This is a genomic window from Shimia sp. R9_1, from assembly GCF_017743775.1.
Classification (GTDB): domain Bacteria; phylum Pseudomonadota; class Alphaproteobacteria; order Rhodobacterales; family Rhodobacteraceae; genus Shimia.
Map to the genome: position 1 here is coordinate 194,210 of NZ_JAGHRN010000002.1, position 20,089 is coordinate 214,298.

Sequence of the window (20,089 nt, forward strand, 5' to 3'; positions counted from 1 at the left end):
CAAATCCCGTCCGGACACATTCACAATAGAAAAGGGCGCTCATAAGGCGCCCTTTTGATCTTTGTCTGTCGGTGTGACGCTGAAATCAGGCCAGCTTGCCATGACAATGCTTGAACTTCTTGCCCGAACCACAGGGGCATTGCTCATTGCGCCCCGGATTGCCCCAGGTTGAGGGATCTTCTTCGTCAAAGCCCGCAAGCGCTTCGCCCGCTGGCGGTTGCGCCGCCGCTGCGACATCACCCTGCGCAGGTGCCGCGCCCGCCTGAGAGGCGTTCATCATAGCCTGCTGGCGCTGTGCCATCTCAAGTGCGAGCTGTTTCTGCTCTTCCTCAGAGATCGGACGCACGCGGGAGAGCATGGAAGTCACGTCAATGCGCAGGCTATCGAGCATGCTTTCAAACAGCTGGAAGGCTTCGTTCTTATATTCGTTGAGCGGATCACGCTGTGCGTAGCCACGGAAGCCCACAACAGAGCGCAGGTGTTCGAGCGTCAGAAGGTGCTCACGCCACTTGCTGTCGATCGTCTGCAAGAGAACCTGCTTTTCGATCATGCGCATCGCATCGGGGCCAAAGCTGGTGGCTTTGGACGCCATCATCTCGTCAGCGGCCTTTTCCAGACGCTCGCGCATGCTGTCGTCATCCACACCTTCTTCGTCGGCCCATTCAATCACAGGTACGTCGACGCCCAGATGTTCAATGGCCGCAGCATAGAGACCCTGCGTGTCCCACTGATCCGCATAGGTTTTTGGCGGCAGATGCTTCTCCACCAGATCGTCGATGACCTCATGGCGCATATCCTGAACGATCTCAGAAAGATCAGCGTTTTCCATGATTTCGCGACGTTGGGAGAAGACCACTTTCCGCTGGTCATTCATCACGTCATCAAATTTCAGGAGCTGCTTACGGATGTCAAAGTTGCGGCCTTCGACCTTCGCCTGCGCACGCTCCAGAGATTTGTTGACCCATGGGTGCACGATCGCCTCACCCTCTTTCATGCCAAGAGTGGAGAGCACCTTGTCCAGACGGTCAGAGCCAAAGATGCGCATCAGGTCATCTTCAAGGCTCAGGAAGAAGGCAGAACGGCCCGGGTCGCCCTGACGGCCAGAACGGCCACGCAGCTGGTTGTCGATCCGGCGGCTTTCATGGCGCTCGGTGGCGAGAACAAACAGACCACCGGCCTTTTTCACGGCCTCTTCGTCGTCCACGTGTTTGGTTTCAATCTCTGCCCGCAGCGCCGCGTGATCCCCTTCAGGGTTCGCAGCGATGGCCTCAAGCACTTTGAATTCGACGTTGCCGCCCAGTTTGATGTCGGTGCCGCGGCCCGCCATGTTGGTGGCGATGGTCACCGCACCCAGCTTGCCCGCATCCGCAACAATCTGCGCTTCCTGTTCGTGCTGGCGCGCGTTCAAGACATTGTGCTTCACATCGGCCTTTTCCAGCAGGCTGGAGAGGAACTCGGACTTTTCAATCGAGGTTGTGCCCACAAGGATCGGCTGCCCTTTTTCGTGGGCTTCCTTGATGGTGGTGACGATGGCGTCAAACTTCTCACGTGCGGTGCGATAAACGGCGTCATCTTCGTCGATCCGTGCCACGCCGCGGTTGGTGGGCACTTCCACCACGCCAAGGCCGTAGATTTCCTGAAATTCTTCTGCCTCGGTTGCCGCTGTACCGGTCATGCCGCCCAGCTTGTCATAGAGACGGAAGTAGTTCTGGAAGGTCACCTGCGCGAGTGTCACGTTTTCAGGTTGGATCTGGCAGCCTTCTTTGGCTTCGATCGCCTGGTGCAGACCTTCAGACAGGCGACGGCCTGCCATCATACGGCCGGTGAATTCGTCGATCAAAACCACCTGACTGTCACGCACGATGTAGTCTTTGTCTTTGATGAACAGCTTGTGCGCGCGCAGGCCCTGGTTCACGTGGTGCACAATGGTGGTGCTTTCTGGATCATACAGGCTCTGGCCTTCGGGCAGCAGGCCACGTGCATGCAGGTGCTCTTCCAAAAACTCGTTGCCTTCATCGGTGAACGTCACGTTTTTGGCTTTTTCATCCAGCGTGTAGTGCTCTTCCTGAACATCCGGGATCAGCTTGTCGATCGCCACATACATGTCTGTGCGGTCCTGCGCAGGGCCTGAGATGATCAGAGGGGTCCGCGCCTCGTCGATCAGGATGCTGTCCACCTCGTCCACAATGGCGAAATGGTGATCGCGCTGGGACATATCAGCCAATTCGCTTTTCATATTGTCGCGCAGATAGTCAAAACCCAGCTCATTGTTGGTCGCGTAGGTGATGTCACAGGCGTATGCGGCGCGCTTTTCATCTTCGGGCTGCTGCGGGTACACCACGCCGGTGGTCATCCCCAAAGCGGCAAAGACATTGCTCATCCAGTCCGCGTCGCGGCGGGCCAGATAGTCGTTCACCGTCACCACATGCACGCCTTTGCCGGTCAAAGCATTAAGGTAGGCAGGGAAGGTCGCCACGAGGGTTTTACCTTCACCGGTTTTCATCTCGGAAATATTGCCCTGATGCAGGAAGATGCCGCCCATCAGCTGTACGTCAAAGGCCCGCAGACCCAACGCACGTTTTGCGGCTTCACGGCAGTTGGCAAAGGCTTCAGGCAGAAGTGCGTCAAGCGACTCGCCACCTTTGGCGCGCTCAGACAGCTCTTGTGTTTTGGCTTTCAGCTCGTCGTCAGAGAGTTTCTCGAAGTCCGGCTCCAGCGCATTGATCTTTTCAACAAGCGGACGTGTTGCTTTGACTTTGCGGTCATTGGGCGTGCCAAACACTTTTTTGGCGATTTTTCCGAAACCGAGCATATAACTTGTCCTTCGTTGCGCATTCGTGCGTGGCTAATTCTTGCTGTCCCGGCCCTGTGCTCCTAGAAACGGGAAACAGCCTGTTTGCCTTGACCTCAAAGCGATGTAAGGGGCGTCAGGAACAGTGTCAACGCCGCCAGTCCGCGCGGCACCAGCCAAGGACGAAACGATGTCAAAACACCTCAATTTCTTGCGCGCGAGTGCAGTCGCTGCCTGCTTTGCTCTCCCTGCATTTGCACAGGAAGAACCGTCGCTGGACACCGTTGTTGCAACGGTCAATGGCGAGGCGATCACATTGGGTGACATGATCTCGATCCGCGCAGGGCTGCAACCGCAATACCAGCAGCTGCCACCGGAAACCCTGTTTGCCAGCATTCTTGAGCAATTGGTGCAGCAAACCGCCCTGTCACAGGCGCTGGGAGACAATGTTCCACAGTATATCGAGATTGCGCTGAACAACGAGCGCCGCACCTTGATGGCAGGCGAAGCGCTGGAAGCCTTTGTCGCCAGCAACGAAGTGAGCGACGAAGAACTGCAGACCGCCTATCAGGACCGCTTCGCAAACTTCGAGGGCGAGGCAGAATACAACGCCAGTCACATTCTCGTGGGCACCGAAGAAGAAGCAGTTGAGATCCGTCAGCAGCTTCAGGACGGGGCCGATTTTGCGGAAACCGCCAAAGAAAAATCCACAGGTCCGTCCGGTGCTTCCGGCGGTAGCCTTGGCTGGTTTGGCAAAGGTCAGATGGTGAAACCTTTTGAGGACGCCGTGGCCGAACTCGCCGTGGGCGAAATCTCGCAGCCTGTGCAAACCCAATTTGGCTGGCACCTGATTATCCTGAATGACGCCCGCAAATCCGAAGCCCCTTCCTTTGAAGAGGCGCGTCAGGAGCTGCTCAATGATGCACAGCGCAAAGCGGTTCAGGGCTATATCGCCAAGCAAGCGGCAGCGGCTGATGTCGACCAAACCGGTGCTGAAGGCATTGATCCCGCTGTGTTGCAGCGCATCGACCTGCTGAACCCTGTGCGCGTGCAGGAATAAAAGATGGCTGAAATCACCACAGTGTCCCCTCTGGCTCCGGAACATTTTCCGGAGCTGCCAACCATCGAAGGGGTGAAATTCGCTGCTGTTGAGGCGGGCGTGAAATACGCCAACCGCAAAGATGTGATGCTGGCAGAACTGGCGCCAGGCACCGCAATGGCTGGTGTCTTCACGCGCTCCGCGACGCGCTCCGCTGCGGTTCTGGATTGTCAGGAAAAGATCGCGCAGGACAGCGACGCAGGCGCAGCGATCCTCGTGAACGCGGGCAATGCCAACGCCTTCACCGGCAAAAACGGCGTCACCTCGGTGAAAGCTGTGACCGATGCGGTTGCCGCCTGTCTTGATCTGCCGGAAACACGGGTGTTCTCCTCCTCGACCGGCGTGATTGGCGAGCCTTTGCCCCATGACAGGATCACCGGCAAGCTTGGGGAACTGCGCGGCAAGCTTTCATCTGAGGCGATTGTGGATGCCGCCGAGGCGATCCGCACCACCGACACTTTTGCCAAAGGCGCAACGCGCTCCGCAGAGATCAATGGCCAGACCGTCAAGATCGCGGGCATCGCCAAAGGCTCCGGGATGATTGCCCCGGATATGGCCACAATGCTGGTCTATATCTTCACAGACGCACAGATCGCGCGCGCGGATCTTCAAGCCATGGTGTCGTCGCTCAACAACGTCACCTTCAATGCGATCACTGTGGACAGTGACACCTCCACATCCGACACGCTGCTGGTTGCCGCAACGGGCGCCTCAGGCGTTTTGGTGAGCCCAGAAGATCAGGCGTTCCGCACCGCGCTTCATGAAGTGATGCTGGATCTGGCGCATCAGGTGGTGCGCGACGGTGAAGGTGCGACAAAATTTGTCGAAATCAACATCACCGGTGCAGCAAGCGCCGAGGATGCCCGCACACACGCCATGGCAATCGCCAATTCGCCTTTGGTCAAAACCGCTGTGGCCGGTGAGGATCCCAACTGGGGCCGCATCGTGATGGCGATCGGCAAGTCCGGTGCTCAGGCGGATCGCGATCTCCTTAGCATACGCTTTGGCGATATTCTTGTGGCGGAAAACGGCTGGGTGTCGCCCGACTATAAAGAAGAGGCCGGCGCCGGCTACATGCAACAGCAAGACATCACCATCAATGTCGATCTAGGCCTTGGTGACGCACAGGATACCGTTTGGACCTGCGACCTCACCCATGGTTATATCACCATCAACGCGGATTACCGGTCGTGAAAACAGTTTTGGTCGCAGCCGTTGTGCTGATCGATGCGGACGGGCGCATTTTGCTGGCGCAACGTCCTGAAGGAAAATCTATGGCAGGCCTCTGGGAGTTTCCCGGAGGCAAAATAGAAGCGGGGGAAACGCCCGAAGCCGCGCTGATCCGCGAGCTTCAGGAAGAGCTGGGGATCGATACATGGGCAAGCTGCCTCGCGCCGCTGACCTTTGCGTCCCACAGTTATGATGATTTTCACCTGCTGATGCCGCTCTTTGCCTGCCGCAAATGGGAGGGCATTCCTCAGGCCAAAGAGGGTCAAACCCTCAAGTGGGTCGCCAGCAAGAACCTGCGTGATTATGAGATGCCACCCGCCGATATCCCGCTCATTCCGATGATTAGAGACTGGGTATAGGCTAGAATCTGCTCAAATTGGGCCAAATCACGCTACTTTGGTAGGCGGTTTGTAAACTTATATTCAACAATAAGCATTGAACAAGGTAGTATGTTGGCCATATGACAACTACGCACTAACCGAAAATTAACCAAGTCGATGTTAACAAGGTGTCAATCAAGTGGGGATTTTTGACATGCTAAAAACTATCACTGTAGGCAGCTGCGTCTCTATCCAAGGTCCAGTTGTAAGAAGCCTTCCAGATGGGCGCGTATCCATCCGCGTGGGCAACAAGATCTACTCTGGCAAACCGATCTCCTGATCGCGCAGAGCAGAACCGGAAGAAAAAAGGCCGCTCCAAACTGGAGCGGCCTTTTTCTTTGAATAGCTCGTGCCGCGGAGGCGGCATACGCTGGATTAATCCAGCGTACGCGTCACTTCTTCGCGCTCGAAGATCTCGATCACGTCGCCAGCGCGGATATCGTCGTAGTTCTCAAACGCCATACCGCATTCCTGACCGGACTGAACTTCCGCCACTTCGTCTTTGAAGCGCTTCAGGGTCTTCAGCGTGCCTTCGTGGATCACCACGTTGTCGCGCAGCAGACGCACTCCAGCAGAGCGACGCGCCACGCCTTCGGTCACGATACAGCCAGCCACTTTGCCCACACCGGTCACTTTGAACACCTCTTTGATGTTCGCGTAGCCGATGAAGTTCTCGCGGATTTCTGCAGACAGCAGACCGGAGGCCGCAGCTTTCACATCATCCACCAGGTCATAGATCACCGAGTAGTAGCGGATCTCCACACCCTTCTGGTTGGCGGTGTTGCGGGCAGAGGCGTTGGCACGGACGTTAAAGCCCATGATCGGAGCGCCGGAAGCTTCAGCAAGACCAACATCGGTCTCGGTGATCGCGCCCACACCGGAGTGCAGCACGCGCACGCGCACCTCATCGTTGCCGATTTTTTCCATCGCCTGAACGATCGCCTCAGCGGAGCCCTGCACATCAGCCTTAACGAGGATTGGCAGCTCTGCCATGTTCTCGTCTTCCTTGGCCTTCTGCATCAGCTGCTCAAGCGTGGTTGCAGCACCGGCTGCCGCACGTTTGTCCTTGGCAACCTGTGCACGGTATTCCGCGATCTCACGGGCCTGCGCTTCGGTTTCGGTCACGTTCAGAACGTCACCCGCTTCCGGTGTGCCGTTCAGACCAAGCACCTCGACCGGCACAGATGGGCCAGCTTCTTTGACGCGCTCGCCTTTGTCGTTGATCAGCGCACGGACTTTACCGTACTGCTCACCCACAACGAAGATATCGCCTTGGCGCAGCGTGCCTTTCTGAACCAGAACAGTCGCAACAGGGCCACGGCCTACGTCCAGCTGCGCTTCGATCACAGCACCCTGTGCCGCGCGGTCCGGGTTGGCTTTCAGTTCCAGAATCTCTGCCTGCAGCGCGATGGCTTCCAGCAGTGCATCCAGACCCTGACCGGTGTGTGCGGAAACTTCCACGTCTTGCACTTCACCAGACATCGCTTCCACGATCACTTCGTGCTGCAGAAGCTCTGCGCGCACTTTGTTCGGATCTGCAGCTGGTTTGTCGATCTTGTTGATCGCCACGATCATCGGCACTTCGGCCGCTTTGGCGTGGTTGATCGCCTCAATCGTCTGCGGCATGACCGAATCGTCGGCTGCCACAACCAGAACAACAATGTCCGTCACCTGTGCACCACGGGACCGCATGGACGTAAACGCCGCGTGGCCCGGAGTGTCGAGGAACGACAGGGTCACGCCATCATCGGTTTTCACCTGATAGGCGCCGATGTGCTGGGTGATGCCGCCGGCTTCGCCAGACACAACTTTCGCGTCGCGAATCGCATCCAGAAGCGAGGTTTTGCCGTGGTCCACGTGGCCCATGATGGTGATCACTGGCGGACGCGCCTGCAGATCGCCTTCATCGTCTTCCACATCGGAGATCACGTCTTCCACGTCGGCGTCAGAAACACGCACAACCTTGTGGCCGAATTCTTCGATGATCAGTTCCGCTGTGTCCGCGTCGATGGTCTGGTTCTGCGTGACCATCATGCCCATTTTCATGAGCTCTTTCACAACGTCTGCAACGCGCTCGGCCATACGGTTCGCGAGCTCAGAGACCATGATGGCTTCTGGCAGCTGCACGTCACGCACAACCTTTTCACGCTCAACAGAGCCACCCATCGCTTTCTGACGCGCACGCTCTTGCTTACGCTTCATGGACGCCATGGAGCGGTGGCGGTTGTTCTCACCACCGGTGGCCTGACCAAGTGTCAGCTTGCCGGAACGGCGGCCATCGTCACGGCCTTTGCCGCGGCCACCGCGCTGTTCGCGCTCACGGTCTGCTTTACGCTGAGTTGGCTGCGGTGCAGGCTTGTTAGTTGGTGCACCACGGCCCTGAGGCGCAGCAGAAGGTGCAGGCGCAGCGGCAGCACGTTTGGCTGCTTCTGCGGCTTCCGCCGCTTCTTTTTTCTTGCGCTCTTCTTCTTCGGCTTTCTTGCGGGCACGCTCTTCAGCTTCGCGCTGTTCACGCTCTTTGGCTTCCGCTTCCTGACGACGACGCTCACGCTCTTCGGCGCGGGCCTTTTCTTCGGCTTCGCGGCGGGCTGCGTCTTCGGCTTCACGTGCCTTTGCGGCCTGAAGCGCCTTCAGGCGGCGTTCCATTTCCGCATCAGAAATGCCAGCGGGGCGGCGATTGGGATCGCCACCGGATTTTGCGCCACCGCCGGCACCGGTTTTGGCCGCACCAGGCTTGGGCACCACAACGCGTTTGCGCTTCGTTTCCACCACGACATTTTTCTTGCGTCCGTGGCTGAAGCTTTGCGTCACGTTGCCAGGGCGGTTCCCACCGCGCAGACCCAAGGTTTTTTTACCGTCGTTATCGCTCATCTGGCTGTCTTGTCCTTCCCGGAGGCCGCTGCCACCGTTTCTTCGCGTACGCCTTTTAATCTTAGGGCTTCCTCTACAACACGATTTGTGAGTCCGCCAGACGCAAGCGCTCCATGTATCACAGTTTGTCGCCCAAAAGCCAAACCCAATTCGTCAGCTGTGAGCCAGTCTATGTGGTGGCCACCATATGGCGGCCTCAGTTTCGTTTTCCCGCGCTCCGATCCGTCGCTGGCCTGAAGCAGCACCACTGCCTCATCCTTGACCAGCCAATCTTTGACCTTCTCAAAGCCAGCCACCGCTGATCCGGAGCGGCGCGCAAGGCTGATCAGCTCAATCACGCGCTGCCCCAATTGGCGGGACACCTCTTGCACCAGATCCTCAGGCACCTTCACCTGCTGCTTTGCAGCGCGGGCAAAAACACCTTTCTTGACCACCTTGCTAAGGGCGGCGACATTTGCGGTCACCCACATGCCACGGCCCGGCAATTTGCCCATCACGTCGGGCACAACCTGCTGGTCCGGCCCGACAACAAATCGAATCAGCCCCTCTTTGGGAGCTGTCGCGCCTGTGACGATGCACTTGCGCTCTGGTTCTTCAGCCCGTTTGCCCGGACGGCCACCGCGGCTCATCTGTTGCCCTCTGAGGCCTGAAATCAGGCCTCAGCCTCCTCAGATGTGTCTTCTTCGCCGTCTTCAGCCGCTTCGGCCTCAAGCTCAGCTGGATCAACCCAGCCCAGCACGACGCGTGCTGTCATCACCATGTCCTGTGCTTCTTCCAGCGACACATCGAAAGGTTCCAGAATACCGTCGTCTTTGACGCGCTCGCCGTTCACCGTGGTCCAGCCACCGGCAAGTTCCCAGTCTGCGCAGGTTGCAAAGTCTTCGAGGTTCAGCACGCCATCTTTGGCCAGTGCCTCGATCATTTGGGGTGTCAGACCCTCAAATGCAACCAGGCTGTCCTGAACACCCAGTTCACGGGCATTATCCAGCGCAGCTTTGTTCTGTGCATCAATGTAGTCACGCGCACGGGCCTGCAGCTCATTTGCGGTGCCTTCGTCAACGCCGTCGATGACCAGCAGCTCATCCACTTCAACATAGGCCACTTCTTCGAGGTTGGTGAAACCCTCAGACACCAGAAGCTGTGCGAAGAATTCGTCCAGATCCAGTGTTTCCATGAAGAGTTTGGTGCGCTCTTCAAATTCTTTCTGACGACGCTCGGATTCTTCCGCTTCGGTCATGATGTCGATGTCCAGCGCGGTCAGCTGGGACGCCAGGCGCACGTTCTGACCACGACGGCCAATCGCCAGCGACAGCTGCTCGTCAGGCACAACCACTTCGATTTTGCCAGCTTCGTCATCCAGAACCACCTTGGACACTTCTGCAGGCTGCAGCGCGTTGACAAGGAAGGTTGGCTGATCTTCGTTCCATGGGATGATGTCGATTTTCTCACCCTGAAGCTCGTTCACAACCGCCTGAACACGGGAGCCGCGCATACCCACACAGGCACCAACCGGATCGATGGAGCCATCGTGAGAGATCACAGCGATCTTTGCACGGGAGCCCGGATCACGCGCCACGGCTTTGATGTCGATGATGCCATCATAGATTTCCGGCACTTCCATTTTGAAGAGCTCTGCCATGAATTCAGGCGCGGTGCGGCTCAGGAAGATCTGGTGGCCACGTGGCTCACGACGCACTTCTTTGATGTAGGCGCGCAGACGGTCGCCGGAGCGATAGCTTTCGCGGCCAATCTTGTCGTTGCGGCGCAGCACGGCTTCGGCACCGCCGAGATCCACGATCACGTTGCCAAATTCTTCGCGCTTCACAGAGCCGTTGATGATGGTGCCGGCGCGATCCTTGAACTCTTCGTACTGACGGTCACGTTCCGCTTCGCGCACCTTCTGCAGGATCACCTGCTTGGCAGACTGCGCCGCGATCCGACCCATTTCTACCGGAGGCACTTCTTCCACAAACACATCACCCACTTCCGGGTTTTCGAGATACTGTTTGGCCTGCTCTACGGTGAACTCTGCCTGATAGTTTTCCAGCAGATCGTCTTCGACAACGGTGCGCACGCGGGTGAAGGTCGCTTTACCGGTCTTGCGGTCGATGGAAACACGAATGTCCATTTCCGCGCCGTAGCGGCTTTTGGCTGCGCGGGCGAGGGATTCTTCCATCGCTTCAACCACCAGCCCGGGGTCGATCATCTTTTCGCGCGCAACGGCTTCGGCGGTCTGAAGCAGCTCAAGTTGGTTTGCAGAAGTGATTGCCATTGTCTTACTCCTCGGACTCTTCGGTCTCGACGTCGTCAAAATCGTCTTCGTTCAAGATGCCCGCCTCTTTGCGAGCTTTCAGCATTTCTTTGATCAGGTCATCGGTCAGCACCAGCTTGGCATCTGCCAGCCAGTCAAAGTTCAGACCCACAGTCACGGTCTCACCCTGATTGTCGATGTTGATCAGAACATCTTCGCCTTCGATACCGGCCAGCACACCTCTGAAGCGCTTACGCCCATCAATCAGCTCGCCGGTTTCGATCTTGGCTTCATAGCCTTCGTAGGCCTCAAAATCCTTCAGGCGCGTCAGCGGGCGGTCCACACCGGGGCTGCCCACTTCCAAAGTGTAGGAATCCGCCAGCGGATCTTCCACGTCCAGCACCGCGCTGACCGCATTGGAGATCTGCGCGCATTCATCCACTTCGATGCCGCCGCCGGGGCGTTCTGCCATAATCTGCAGGGTGTGGGTTTTCCCCCCCATCAGGCGCAGGCGCACCAGCTCAAACCCCATGTCTTCGATCACGGGGCCAACAATATCTGCCAGCTTGCGGTCAATCGCCGCTTTGGCAATCAGGTCACTCATAGGCGAGCTCCAAACACAAAAAAACGGGCCCGCGGCCCGTCGATCTTTCTCGGTGGTGCGTTCGGTGTCAGCCGATCGCGCCGCTGTTGAGAAGGCATATACGTGTCAGAAGCTGAGTCTGCAAGCCAGAATGTTGGACCGCGCGTTGCGCGACCTCAGGCGCGCCACCAGCGTTCGGCAAAGCGCGCATTGTCCATCGCGTAGTGTGCGCCTGTGGCGGGCGGGGAGGCAATCGCCTTGGAGGTGGCCTGAAGGTGATCAGCAAAGGCCGGAATGATCAGATTTCCCGACTGCGCAACAAGCTGTTGCAGCTCCCCATAAAGCGCCCGGCGCTTGGTGCTGTCCATCTCAGAGCGCGCCGCCCCAAGAAGCGTATCAAACAGCGGGTTCTCCCAGCCGCCCCGGTTCCATGTGGCACCCGGTGCAAGATATGTGGCCATCGCCCAGTCTTCCGTAGCACGGCCCGCAGATGTGGAAAGAGACAGCTGGCTTGGTTGCGCAGAGACAGCGATATCCACGCCCACCTGCTTCAGCTGCTTGGCAAAAACAGCGGCAGTCGCTTGCCCCTGCCCGCCGGACCCGCCGATGAGTCGCAACGACAGCTGATCAACGCCCGCAGCGCGCAACAGGTGGCGCGCCTGCTCCGGATCATGCGCCAGCGCCCCAAGCTTGCCCGCATAGAATGGGTTTGAGGGGCCAACCGGAGTATCGCTCCCCGCAGCGCCATATCCGAGCAACAGATCATCCACAAAGGCCTGACGATCAACCGCATGTTTGAGCGCCCGCTGCACCGCATCTGCCTCTGCCAGGCTGTGACGGCCATCCAATGCAAAGCTGAAGTGCTGATTGCCGCGCAACTGTTGCAGCGTGATCCCCTCAGCCTGCGCGATCTGGGTGGCATAAACTGGCGCGATTTGCGCAACCGCGTCCGCCTGCCCTTCCAGCAGAAGGTTCAACCGCTCTGAAGGCGCATCCACGTTCACAAAATCAAGCGCCTCAAAGAAACCGGCGCGTCCATCCTTGTAGTGTGACGTCACGCGCGTCGCCTGCAGGCGCTGCCCCGGCTCAAAGGATTGCACGCGATAGAGCCCGGTGCCGATCCCGTTGAGCATCGCCAATTCGACATAGCCCGCCGGATAGATCACCAGATGGTAATCCGCGAGCAGATAGGGGAAATCCGCGTTGGAGGCCGCCAATGTGAACTGTACCTGATGATCGCCCAGCGCATGGATACCGGTGACATCCCGCAGCAAGGGCTGCGCAGGTGATGGGTGCGCTGGATCAAAATGCAGCGCAAAGCTTTCCAGAACATCCTCGGCCACAAAGGGTTTGCCGTTGTGGAAGGTCACATCTTTGCGCAGATCAAAAGTCCAGAGGCGCGCGTCCTCGCTTGCGCTCCAGCTTTCCGCCAGCTCGCCTTTCAGCGCGCCATCCGCTGCAATTTCCGTGAGGCAATCAAACACCGCACCATGTGCCGCCGCCATCATGAACAGGCTGTCATGATCCCGTGCGTCCCATGAGTCTTGCGCCGTTCCTCCCGTCAGAACACCGCGCAACGTCCCGCCGGTCTTGGGGGTGCCCGCCATCAACGCAAGACCGGAGGCCGCCAGCGCACCTGCGGCGGCACCAGAGGTCAAAAGGCTGCGTCGACTGATACGGGGCAAAGAAAATCTCCGGTTCTGCGGGCTTTGATCAGACGCGCTCGCCCGCATATTGTCCAGCAGTTTTCCTAGATGCGCGCCAATTGATCCATGATGCGCACCAGTTCCGCGCTGATGCCCGGCTCAGAGAGGGCATGACCAGCGTTTCGCACCATGCGCAGATCCGCCATATCCCCCCAGGCCTGGGCCAGATTATAGGCCGCCCGCGGAGGGCAGATCATGTCATAGCGCCCCTGCACGATATATCCGGGAATGTCCTCCAGAACGGCCATGTTCTTCAGGATATGGCCATCGGTGTCGAGGAATCCAAGGTTCCGGAAGTAATGATTCTCCAGCCGAGAGAAGGCCCGCGCATATTCTGCGGGGGCATCCCCACCCGCACCGTTGGAATAAACCGACGCCAGCGCATTTTCCCAGCCGGCCCAGGCACGGGCGTATTTGATCTCCGTTGCGCGATCACCGCAGAACAGGCGATGATGATAGGCCTCAATCAGATCGTCTTGCTCATCTTCCGGAATCAGCGAGGTGAACCGCGCCCAGGGTTCAGGCCAGAATTGTCCTGCGCCGCCGCCATAGAACCAATCAAGCTCAGAGCGGGTCATCAGGAAAACACCGCGCAGCACAAGGCAAACCGTGTTTTCGGGATGCGCCTGCGCATACAGCAGCGACAGGGTTGCGCCCCAGCTGCCCCCAAAAACAATCCATTCGGCAATGCCCAGCGTAGACCGGATATGTTCCATATCAGCGATCAAATGCCACGTCGTGTTGTGCGCCACCTCAGCATGCGGGCGCGAGTGGCCACAGCCACGCTGATCAAACAAGATCACCCGATAAACCTTGGGGTCAAAGTAGCGCCGCATCGCCGGGCTGCTGCCGCCGCCGGGACCGCCATGCACAACAATCACCGGCAGCCCTTGCGGATTGCCCGATTGTTCCACATAGATCGCGTGACCGTCGCCCACGTCCAGCATCCTCTGGTCGAAGGGTTCGACCGGAGGGTAGAGGTAGTGCACTGCGCGCTTTTGGCCCGAGTTTTTGTCCATGTCCTACCTATAATGGTTGCGACGCCCAAATGAGCATGGAGAGTTCAAAATGCAAGCCACGAATACCACGGTAGATCCAGCCGAAGTGGCCAAATTCGAGGCCATGGCGGCGGAATGGTGGGATCCGAACGGTAAGTTCAAACCGTTGCACATGCTCAACCCCTGTCGGCTTGACTACATTACGTCGCAGATTGCGGCAGAGTTCAATCGCGACTTGTCTCAAGCTTTGCCTTTTGCGGGTTTGCGTCTGCTTGATATCGGCTGTGGCGGCGGTTTGCTGTCTGAACCGATGGCGCGTTTGGGGGCGGAGGTTGTGGGCGCAGATGCCGCAGAAGGCAACCTGCCGGTGGCGCGTGTCCATGCAGAGCAATCCGGCCTGACCATCGACTACCGCCACACCACAGCCGAAGCCCTTGCAGAGGCCGGAGAGCAGTTTGACGTGGTGCTGAACATGGAAGTTGTGGAACACGTGGCCGATCCGCTGAGCTATCTCACTGCCTGCCAGCAATTGCTGAAACCGGGCGGGCTGCACATCTGCTCCACCATCAACCGCAATCCCAAAAGCTTTGCCATGGCCATCATCGGCGCGGAATATGTCATGCGCTGGCTGCCTAAGGGCACCCATGAATGGCACAAATTCATCACGCCTGATGAGCTGTTTGGCCTGATCGAGCAATCCGGCCTCACACCGGTGGATCGCAAGGGCTTTGTCTTCAATCCGATCAGCTGGCAGTGGTCGCTTTCAGATCGCGATCTGAGCGTGAACTACGTGACTGCCAGCATCAAAGACTGACAGGTCAACCGCCATCTTCAAGCTTGAGGCGCAATTCGCGCAGGATCGGGAGCGCCGCGCGCACCCGGTCATCCCCAAGCTTGCTCACCATTTCATTGATGATGGGCGCCATGCTGGCCAGCGCCGCGTCGCGCGCCTGACGTCCGGCTGGGCTGATCGCCACCATCTTGCGTCGCGCGTCGTCCCAATCGGGGCGAATGTGCACATAGCCTGCCAGCTCAAGCTTATTGAGCGTGTTTGTCATAGCACCGCGCGTGAGGTGAAACGTCTTGGCCAATTGTGCCGGGCTGCGCTCTGCGTTGGAGCGGTCCAGATGATTGAGCACCGAAAAATGTGAAAGCTCCATGCCTTTGGGCAGGACTTTGGACAGGCGGGATCGGGCCAGCTGGTCCACCATGAGAATTTCACCAAACAAGGTGATGGCCAATCCGCTTTTGTCGTTCATTTAAGGCCCGTCAAACTCTCGATCGTGCTGAAGTGCTGGCACCTGCCTGCGGGCTTTTTGAACCAAAGAGAGATCAACATCAACAATCGTGACACCGGCCTCGGTGCCTGCATCCGCAAGAACCTCCCCCCAAGGGGCCACCACCATGGAATGCCCATGGGTGCGCCGCGCCTGTCCACGCGTGGTCGCATGGGTGCCGGTCTGCGCCGGGGCAATCACAAAACAGCCGGTTTCAATGGCCCGCGCGCGAAGGAGCGTTTCCCAATGCGCCGCCCCGGTCACATGAGAAAAGGCAGCGGGCACCGTCAGGATCTGCGCGCCAGCCTTGGCGAGTCTGCGATGGAGCGCGCCAAAGCGCACATCATAGCAAATTGTCATCCCGATCGCGCCAAACGGGGTTTCGGCCACCACCGCCTTGTCGCCCGGGCGATAGCCATCTGATTCGCGGTAAGTTTCTTCCGGCGTCACATCCACATCAAACATGTGGATTTTGTCATAGCGCGCGACGATCTCACCCTTGTCGGAGATCACAAACGACCGGTTGGCAAAGCGCCCATCCGGATCATGTGTCTTTAAGCCAAGACTGCCAATCAGCGCCCACATGCCAAGCTCAGCGCATAAAGCAGAGAGCGCGGGAAGCGTGGCGTCCTCTTCCTCCAACCGCAGCACCTCGTTCTGGCGACTGCGGCTGGTGGAAAGACAATTCATCACCTCCGGCATAAAGGCGAAGTCCGCCCCTTCAGATTTTGCCTCACGCATCATCGCCGACGCGGTGGCTAGGTTTTCCTCTGGCACGTCGGAGGAGGTCATCTGAAGCAGAGCGGCGCGCATGGCAGATCAGGCCGCCAGCAGAGGGTCGAGCTTGCCCGCGCGCTCCAGCGCCATCAGGTCGTCGCAGCCACCCACATGGGTCTCGCCAATGAAAATCTGCGGCACGGTGCGGCCACCGTTGGCGCGGGTGATCATTTCTTGTTTGCGTCCCGGGCTGGTCAGCACATCAATCTCTTTGAAGTTGACGTTTTTCTGTTTCAGCAGGCGTTTTGCGGCGTGGCAGTACCCACAGAGCGGGCTGGTGTAGATTTCGACAGGCTGCATGGTCTTTCCTTTATGCACTCAAATTGTTTGTCGGCCATTTAGGAACCCTTTGCAACGCGTGCCAGTGTCAGAACACACACATCTGTGGCATTTGCCTGAAAACAGGCGTCGGCTGCCGCCTTTAACGTCGCCCCGCTGGTCAAAACGTCATCCACCAGAAGCACATACGCGCCCTTCAAAACTCCGTGATGTTTGGGGTTTGCCACAATCGCACCGGCGAGTTTTTTGTGGCGCGCCGCTGCATTCAGCCCTTCCAGACTGCCAAGCCCATGCCGCCGGATCAACAAATCCGGGCAATAGCTGGCTGAGACCTCACCCGCCAATGCCTCTGCAAGAAGTGCCGCTTGATTGTAGCGGCGGCGCAGCAGTCGCAGGCGATGCAATGGCACAGGGGCGATCACTGTCTCAGCCCTCAACAGCGGAGCAGCAGCGCGGGCGAGCCATTTTGAGGCAGGCCGCACAACCTCGGTGCGGTCCCCGTGTTTGAGTGCCAGCACAAGCCTGCGTCCGGTGCCCGCATAAAGCAAAGCGGCGCGCGCCTTGCCCCAAGGGGGCCGGTCTTTCAGACAGGCATCACAGACCACACTGTCCTCCCCCTGCAAGCGCGTCACCGGAGTGGCGCAGGTGTCGCACACATCTTCGCCAAGAAAATTAGTATCCGCCCAGCATTCGGCGCATAAACCGAAGTCACTTTCGACCATCTCACCGCAGCCGACGCACCGCGGCGGAAACAAAAGATGCAGCGCTGTTTGAAACTTACGGGCGAACAACCTATTTTCCGCGCTATGCAAAACCAACCTCACCTCACTGACAGAGTGGCCCTTGATCGCAACCGCGCACGCGCTGATCTGCAGGACGCCATGTTCCTGCATGCGCTGGCGCAGGACGAGATTCAGGATCGTCTCACCATGGTTAACAAAGGGTTTACGCGACCTGCCGTGGTGACCGGCTTTCCAAGCGTGTGGGAGCGGTGCGTGCCCAACGCAAAAATTGTCGCGGACACAGAGGTGCTGGCACTGGAAACCGGTGCCCATGATCTGGTGATCCATGCCATGGGATTGCATTGGGCCGACGATCCGGTGGGTCAAATCATCCAATGCCGCCGCGCTTTGGAAAACGACGGCTTCTTTCTCGCTGTGTGTTTTGGCGGGCAAACCCTGCATCAACTGCGCGCCTCTCTGGCGCAGGCCGAGGTCGAGCTCACCGGCGGTCTTTCCCCGCGCGTGGCCCCCATGGCGGAAATCCGTGATCTCGGCGGCCTGTTGCAACGGGCGGGGCTGTCATTGCCCGTGGCTGACACCGCGCCACTGACCGTGACCTACGAAAGCCCCTGGGCGTTGATGAAAGAGCTGCGCGCCATGGGCGAAGGAAACGCCCTGCAAAATCGATTGCGCACCGCGACGTCGCGTTCTTTGATGATCCGCGCCTGCGAAATCTACGTAGAAAGCTTCATGAAAAATGGTCGCATACCCGCCACGTTCGAATTAATTTATCTGACCGGCTGGGCACCTGACGACAGTCAACCCCAACCCCTGCGGCCCGGATCGGCCACCAACCGACTTGCCGACGCGCTCGGCGCCTCTGAAATCAAACTGCCCAAGTGATCTTACAAGTGATCCTACACGGAACGGACCTTCCCTTATGACCCAAGCCACCTGCCCCGCCCACGCCCCTGCGGACCACCCTAAGGTAGCGCGCGGCAAAACCGGCATATTGCTTGCCAACCTTGGCACGCCTGACGACTACACCTATTGGCCCATGCGCCGCTACCTGAACGAATTTCTGTCCGACAAACGGGTGATCGACTATCCGGCATGGAAGTGGCAGCCGTTGCTGCAGCTGATCATCCTGTCCAAACGCCCGTTTTCCAGCGGCAAAGCCTACGAATCGATCTGGGACAAGGAGCATGGTGAAAGCCCGTTGATGGTCATCACCAAGGAACAGACCGCCAAAATCGCAGAAACCCTGACCGCCCGTCACGGCGAGGATGTCATGGTTGATTTCTGCATGCGCTACGGCAACCCCTCCACGCCTTCCAAGGTGCGCGAGATGGTGGCAGCCGGCTGTGAACGCATCCTGTTCTTCCCGCTTTATCCGCAATACGCGGGCGCCACGACTGCGACCGCCAACGATCAATTTTTCCGCGCTTTGATGGAAGAAAAATGGCAACCGGCAGCCCGCACGGTGGAAGCCTATTTTGAGCACCCCGCCTATATCGAAGCGCTGGCGCAGTCGGTGGAAAAAGCCTACGCCGCACAGGAGAAGCGTCCGGACCTGCTGGTGGTTTCTTACCACGGCATGCCCAAACGGTACCTGCAGGAAGGCGATCCCTACCACTGCCAATGCCAGAAAACCACGCGCCTGCTCAAAGAGCGTCTGGGCTGGCAAGACACCGATCTGCGCACCACGTTCCAGTCGCAATTCGGCCCCGAAGACTGGCTGCGCCCCTACACTGTGGACGAAGTGGCCCGCGTTGCAAAAGAGGAAGGCAAGAAGAGCATCGCGGTGATCGCGCCGGCCTTCTCTGCGGATTGCATCGAAACGCTGGAAGAGATCAACGAAGAGATCAAAGAGAGCTTTGAGCACGCAGGTGGAGAGGATTTCCTGTACATCCCCTGTCTGAACTCTGATGAGGCCCATGTTGCCGCGCTTTGTGAGATCATCGACCAGAATCTCGGCGGCTGGATCACCTGATCAGCACGCCTTCCGTGAACGGCTTATGCCTCGGGTTCAAACGACCCGGGGCATTTTTCTTTCAGCCACAGGAAAACGTAAAAAAGGCGGAGCCAAAGCCCCGCCTTTTTTGAATTCGTAGTTCAGTAAGCTTAAAAAGCTTAGCTGCCTGCAGCAACAGCAGCAGCCACAACTGCCAGCAGTACCAGCGGAACCCAAACGCCAGCGCCGGAGCCGTTTGCGGCTTCTTCGATGACAACAGGCTCAACAACTGGATCAGCCAAGCCGCCAGCCATTGCAGTGGTTGCAGCAGCAGTCAGAGCAGCAGCGATAACGAGTTTTTTCATTTTACACCTCCAGAATTCGCTTGCCACCAATAGGAATGGGCGATGACAAGCACCCAAGACTTACCTCGTAAGTCACGTCTAAACAGTAATTTTTCGGAATTGCAAACCGAAGTTTACCTTAAACGCGACTCCCGAAACAAAATGTCGTCAAATTAGCAACACTTGCGTGCCCACTTTTGTCAACGAAAACAGCTCTGCGATGTGTTCGTTGTAAAGACCAATGCAACCGTTGGAAGAACGACGCCCAATTTTGCGTGTGTCGTGGGTGCCGTGGATTCGGTAATAGGTCCAACTCAGATAAAGTGCGTGTGTGCCCAATGGGTTATCCGGGCCGGGGCCAACAAAATCAGGCCATTCCGGATTGCGCTCTTTCATCGACGGCGTTGGACGCCAGCTTGGCCCTTCAACCTTGCGCACAACTTTGGTGCGGCCAAGACGTGTGAGATCTTCGCTCAAAGGCACTGAAGTCGGGTAGAGTTTATACACCGACTCATCTTCTGACCAATAATGCAGCGCGCGGGACGTGACATCCACGAGAACAGCGCCGTTCTTCAAGTTGTCAAAATACGGCGCCCAGTCCAGCGACCGGAAGCTCGATATATTGCGAACGACACGCTCGTCCAGGTCGCGTTCCACCTCAGTGGTTTCAGCTTCGGTTTGTGCCAAAGCCGGCGTGCTCAAAAAGGCGGCGCTACCTGCCAGAAACGTACGCCGTCCAAACTTATCCGACCGATCTACAGTCATTATTTTTCTCCAGAAACCAACCTCACGGATCGGTGAGATCATATGGCTCTAATGCCGCAGTC

Annotated in this window: 19 protein-coding genes; 6 read left to right on the plus strand and 13 right to left on the minus strand. The window is 58.1% G+C overall.

Annotated elements, in window-relative coordinates; genetic code table 11:
• Nucleotides 1-85 precede the first annotated feature (85 nt).
• On the minus strand, nucleotides 86-2,812 hold the full coding sequence (gene secA / locus J7399_RS07290) for a preprotein translocase subunit SecA (protein WP_209084995.1): 2,727 nt from the start codon (nucleotides 2,810-2,812) through the stop codon (nucleotides 86-88).
• A gap of 169 nt (nucleotides 2,813-2,981) precedes the next feature.
• Here secA and J7399_RS07295 point away from each other — a divergent pair, with 169 nt between their 5' ends.
• Genes J7399_RS07295 through mutT form a run of 3 tightly spaced genes read left to right on the plus strand, consistent with a single transcriptional unit; the run spans nucleotide 2,982 to nucleotide 5,479 of the window.
• Nucleotides 2,982-3,851, plus strand: coding sequence for a peptidylprolyl isomerase (locus J7399_RS07295; protein ID WP_209084996.1), 870 nt, complete (start codon nucleotides 2,982-2,984; stop codon nucleotides 3,849-3,851).
• A 3-nt stretch (nucleotides 3,852-3,854) separates the two neighbouring features.
• Nucleotides 3,855-5,084, plus strand: a complete 1,230-nt coding sequence (gene argJ / locus J7399_RS07300) for a bifunctional glutamate N-acetyltransferase/amino-acid acetyltransferase ArgJ (protein ID WP_209084999.1) — start codon at nucleotides 3,855-3,857, stop codon at nucleotides 5,082-5,084.
• Nucleotides 5,081-5,479 carry an 8-oxo-dGTP diphosphatase MutT gene (mutT, locus tag J7399_RS07305; protein ID WP_209057969.1) on the plus strand — a complete coding sequence of 133 codons (399 nt, stop codon included), beginning with the start codon at nucleotides 5,081-5,083 and terminating at the stop codon, nucleotides 5,477-5,479. The genes argJ and mutT overlap by 4 nt, the downstream gene beginning before the upstream one ends.
• A gap of 396 nt (nucleotides 5,480-5,875) precedes the next feature.
• On the opposite strand, the gene infB is transcribed toward mutT, so the two are convergent.
• The 6 genes from infB to pip all read right to left on the minus strand — a co-directional run bounded on the left by infB (nucleotide 5,876) and on the right by pip (nucleotide 13,930).
• Nucleotides 5,876-8,371, minus strand: a complete 2,496-nt coding sequence (gene infB / locus J7399_RS07310; protein ID WP_209076134.1) for a translation initiation factor IF-2 — start codon at nucleotides 8,369-8,371, stop codon at nucleotides 5,876-5,878.
• A complete protein-coding gene (locus J7399_RS07315) occupies nucleotides 8,368-9,000 on the minus strand; it encodes an RNA-binding protein (protein WP_209085000.1) in 633 nt (210 codons plus the stop codon). The genes infB and J7399_RS07315 overlap by 4 nt, the downstream gene beginning before the upstream one ends.
• 23 nt (nucleotides 9,001-9,023) lie before the next feature.
• Entirely contained in the window at nucleotides 9,024-10,643 is a 1,620-nt protein-coding gene (gene nusA, locus J7399_RS07320; RefSeq protein ID WP_209076138.1) for a transcription termination factor NusA, read from the minus strand.
• 4 nt (nucleotides 10,644-10,647) lie between these two features.
• On the minus strand, nucleotides 10,648-11,226 hold the full coding sequence (gene rimP, locus J7399_RS07325) for a ribosome maturation factor RimP (protein ID WP_209085002.1): 579 nt from the start codon (nucleotides 11,224-11,226) through the stop codon (nucleotides 10,648-10,650).
• A 155-nt stretch (nucleotides 11,227-11,381) separates the two neighbouring features.
• On the minus strand, nucleotides 11,382-12,890 hold the full coding sequence (locus J7399_RS07330; RefSeq protein ID WP_247742806.1) for an ABC transporter substrate-binding protein: 1,509 nt from the start codon (nucleotides 12,888-12,890) through the stop codon (nucleotides 11,382-11,384).
• Between the two features lie 65 nt (nucleotides 12,891-12,955).
• The gene (gene pip, locus J7399_RS07335; protein WP_209085006.1) at nucleotides 12,956-13,930 is read right to left on the minus strand and encodes a prolyl aminopeptidase; all 975 of its coding nucleotides are present in this window, start codon (nucleotides 13,928-13,930) and stop codon (nucleotides 12,956-12,958) included.
• Between the two features lie 49 nt (nucleotides 13,931-13,979).
• Between pip and ubiG the strand changes: the two genes are divergently transcribed.
• Nucleotides 13,980-14,723: a bifunctional 2-polyprenyl-6-hydroxyphenol methylase/3-demethylubiquinol 3-O-methyltransferase UbiG gene (gene ubiG / locus J7399_RS07340; RefSeq protein ID WP_209085007.1), complete on the plus strand. Its 744-nt coding sequence runs from the start codon at nucleotides 13,980-13,982 to the stop codon at nucleotides 14,721-14,723.
• 4 nt (nucleotides 14,724-14,727) lie between these two features.
• Here ubiG and J7399_RS07345 read toward each other — a convergent pair whose 3' ends face one another.
• The 4 genes from J7399_RS07345 to J7399_RS07360 are packed head-to-tail and all read right to left on the minus strand — an operon-like array spanning nucleotide 14,728 to nucleotide 17,066.
• Complete coding sequence (locus tag J7399_RS07345) at nucleotides 14,728-15,168, minus strand: MarR family transcriptional regulator (protein WP_209057997.1); 441 nt, start codon at nucleotides 15,166-15,168, stop codon at nucleotides 14,728-14,730.
• A complete protein-coding gene (locus J7399_RS07350) occupies nucleotides 15,169-15,999 on the minus strand; it encodes a carbon-nitrogen hydrolase family protein (protein WP_209085008.1) in 831 nt (276 codons plus the stop codon).
• A gap of 6 nt (nucleotides 16,000-16,005) precedes the next feature.
• Complete coding sequence (gene grxC / locus J7399_RS07355) at nucleotides 16,006-16,263, minus strand: glutaredoxin 3 (protein WP_209058002.1); 258 nt, start codon at nucleotides 16,261-16,263, stop codon at nucleotides 16,006-16,008.
• A gap of 38 nt (nucleotides 16,264-16,301) precedes the next feature.
• On the minus strand, nucleotides 16,302-17,066 hold the full coding sequence (locus tag J7399_RS07360) for a double zinc ribbon domain-containing protein (protein WP_348539446.1): 765 nt from the start codon (nucleotides 17,064-17,066) through the stop codon (nucleotides 16,302-16,304).
• Here J7399_RS07360 and J7399_RS07365 point away from each other — a divergent pair.
• Nucleotides 17,049-17,867, plus strand: coding sequence for a methyltransferase domain-containing protein (locus J7399_RS07365; RefSeq protein WP_209085010.1), 819 nt, complete (start codon nucleotides 17,049-17,051; stop codon nucleotides 17,865-17,867). The genes J7399_RS07360 and J7399_RS07365 overlap by 18 nt on opposite strands.
• 37 nt (nucleotides 17,868-17,904) lie before the next feature.
• Nucleotides 17,905-18,957 carry a ferrochelatase gene (gene hemH, locus J7399_RS07370; RefSeq protein ID WP_209085011.1) on the plus strand — a complete coding sequence of 351 codons (1,053 nt, stop codon included), beginning with the start codon at nucleotides 17,905-17,907 and terminating at the stop codon, nucleotides 18,955-18,957.
• A gap of 140 nt (nucleotides 18,958-19,097) precedes the next feature.
• Here hemH and J7399_RS07375 read toward each other — a convergent pair whose 3' ends face one another.
• Both J7399_RS07375 and J7399_RS07380 read right to left on the minus strand, forming a co-directional pair.
• Entirely contained in the window at nucleotides 19,098-19,283 is a 186-nt protein-coding gene (locus J7399_RS07375; protein ID WP_209058010.1) for a hypothetical protein, read from the minus strand.
• Between the two features lie 147 nt (nucleotides 19,284-19,430).
• A complete protein-coding gene (locus tag J7399_RS07380) occupies nucleotides 19,431-20,027 on the minus strand; it encodes a L,D-transpeptidase (protein WP_209058012.1) in 597 nt (198 codons plus the stop codon).
• Nucleotides 20,028-20,089: the final 62 nt, after the last annotated feature.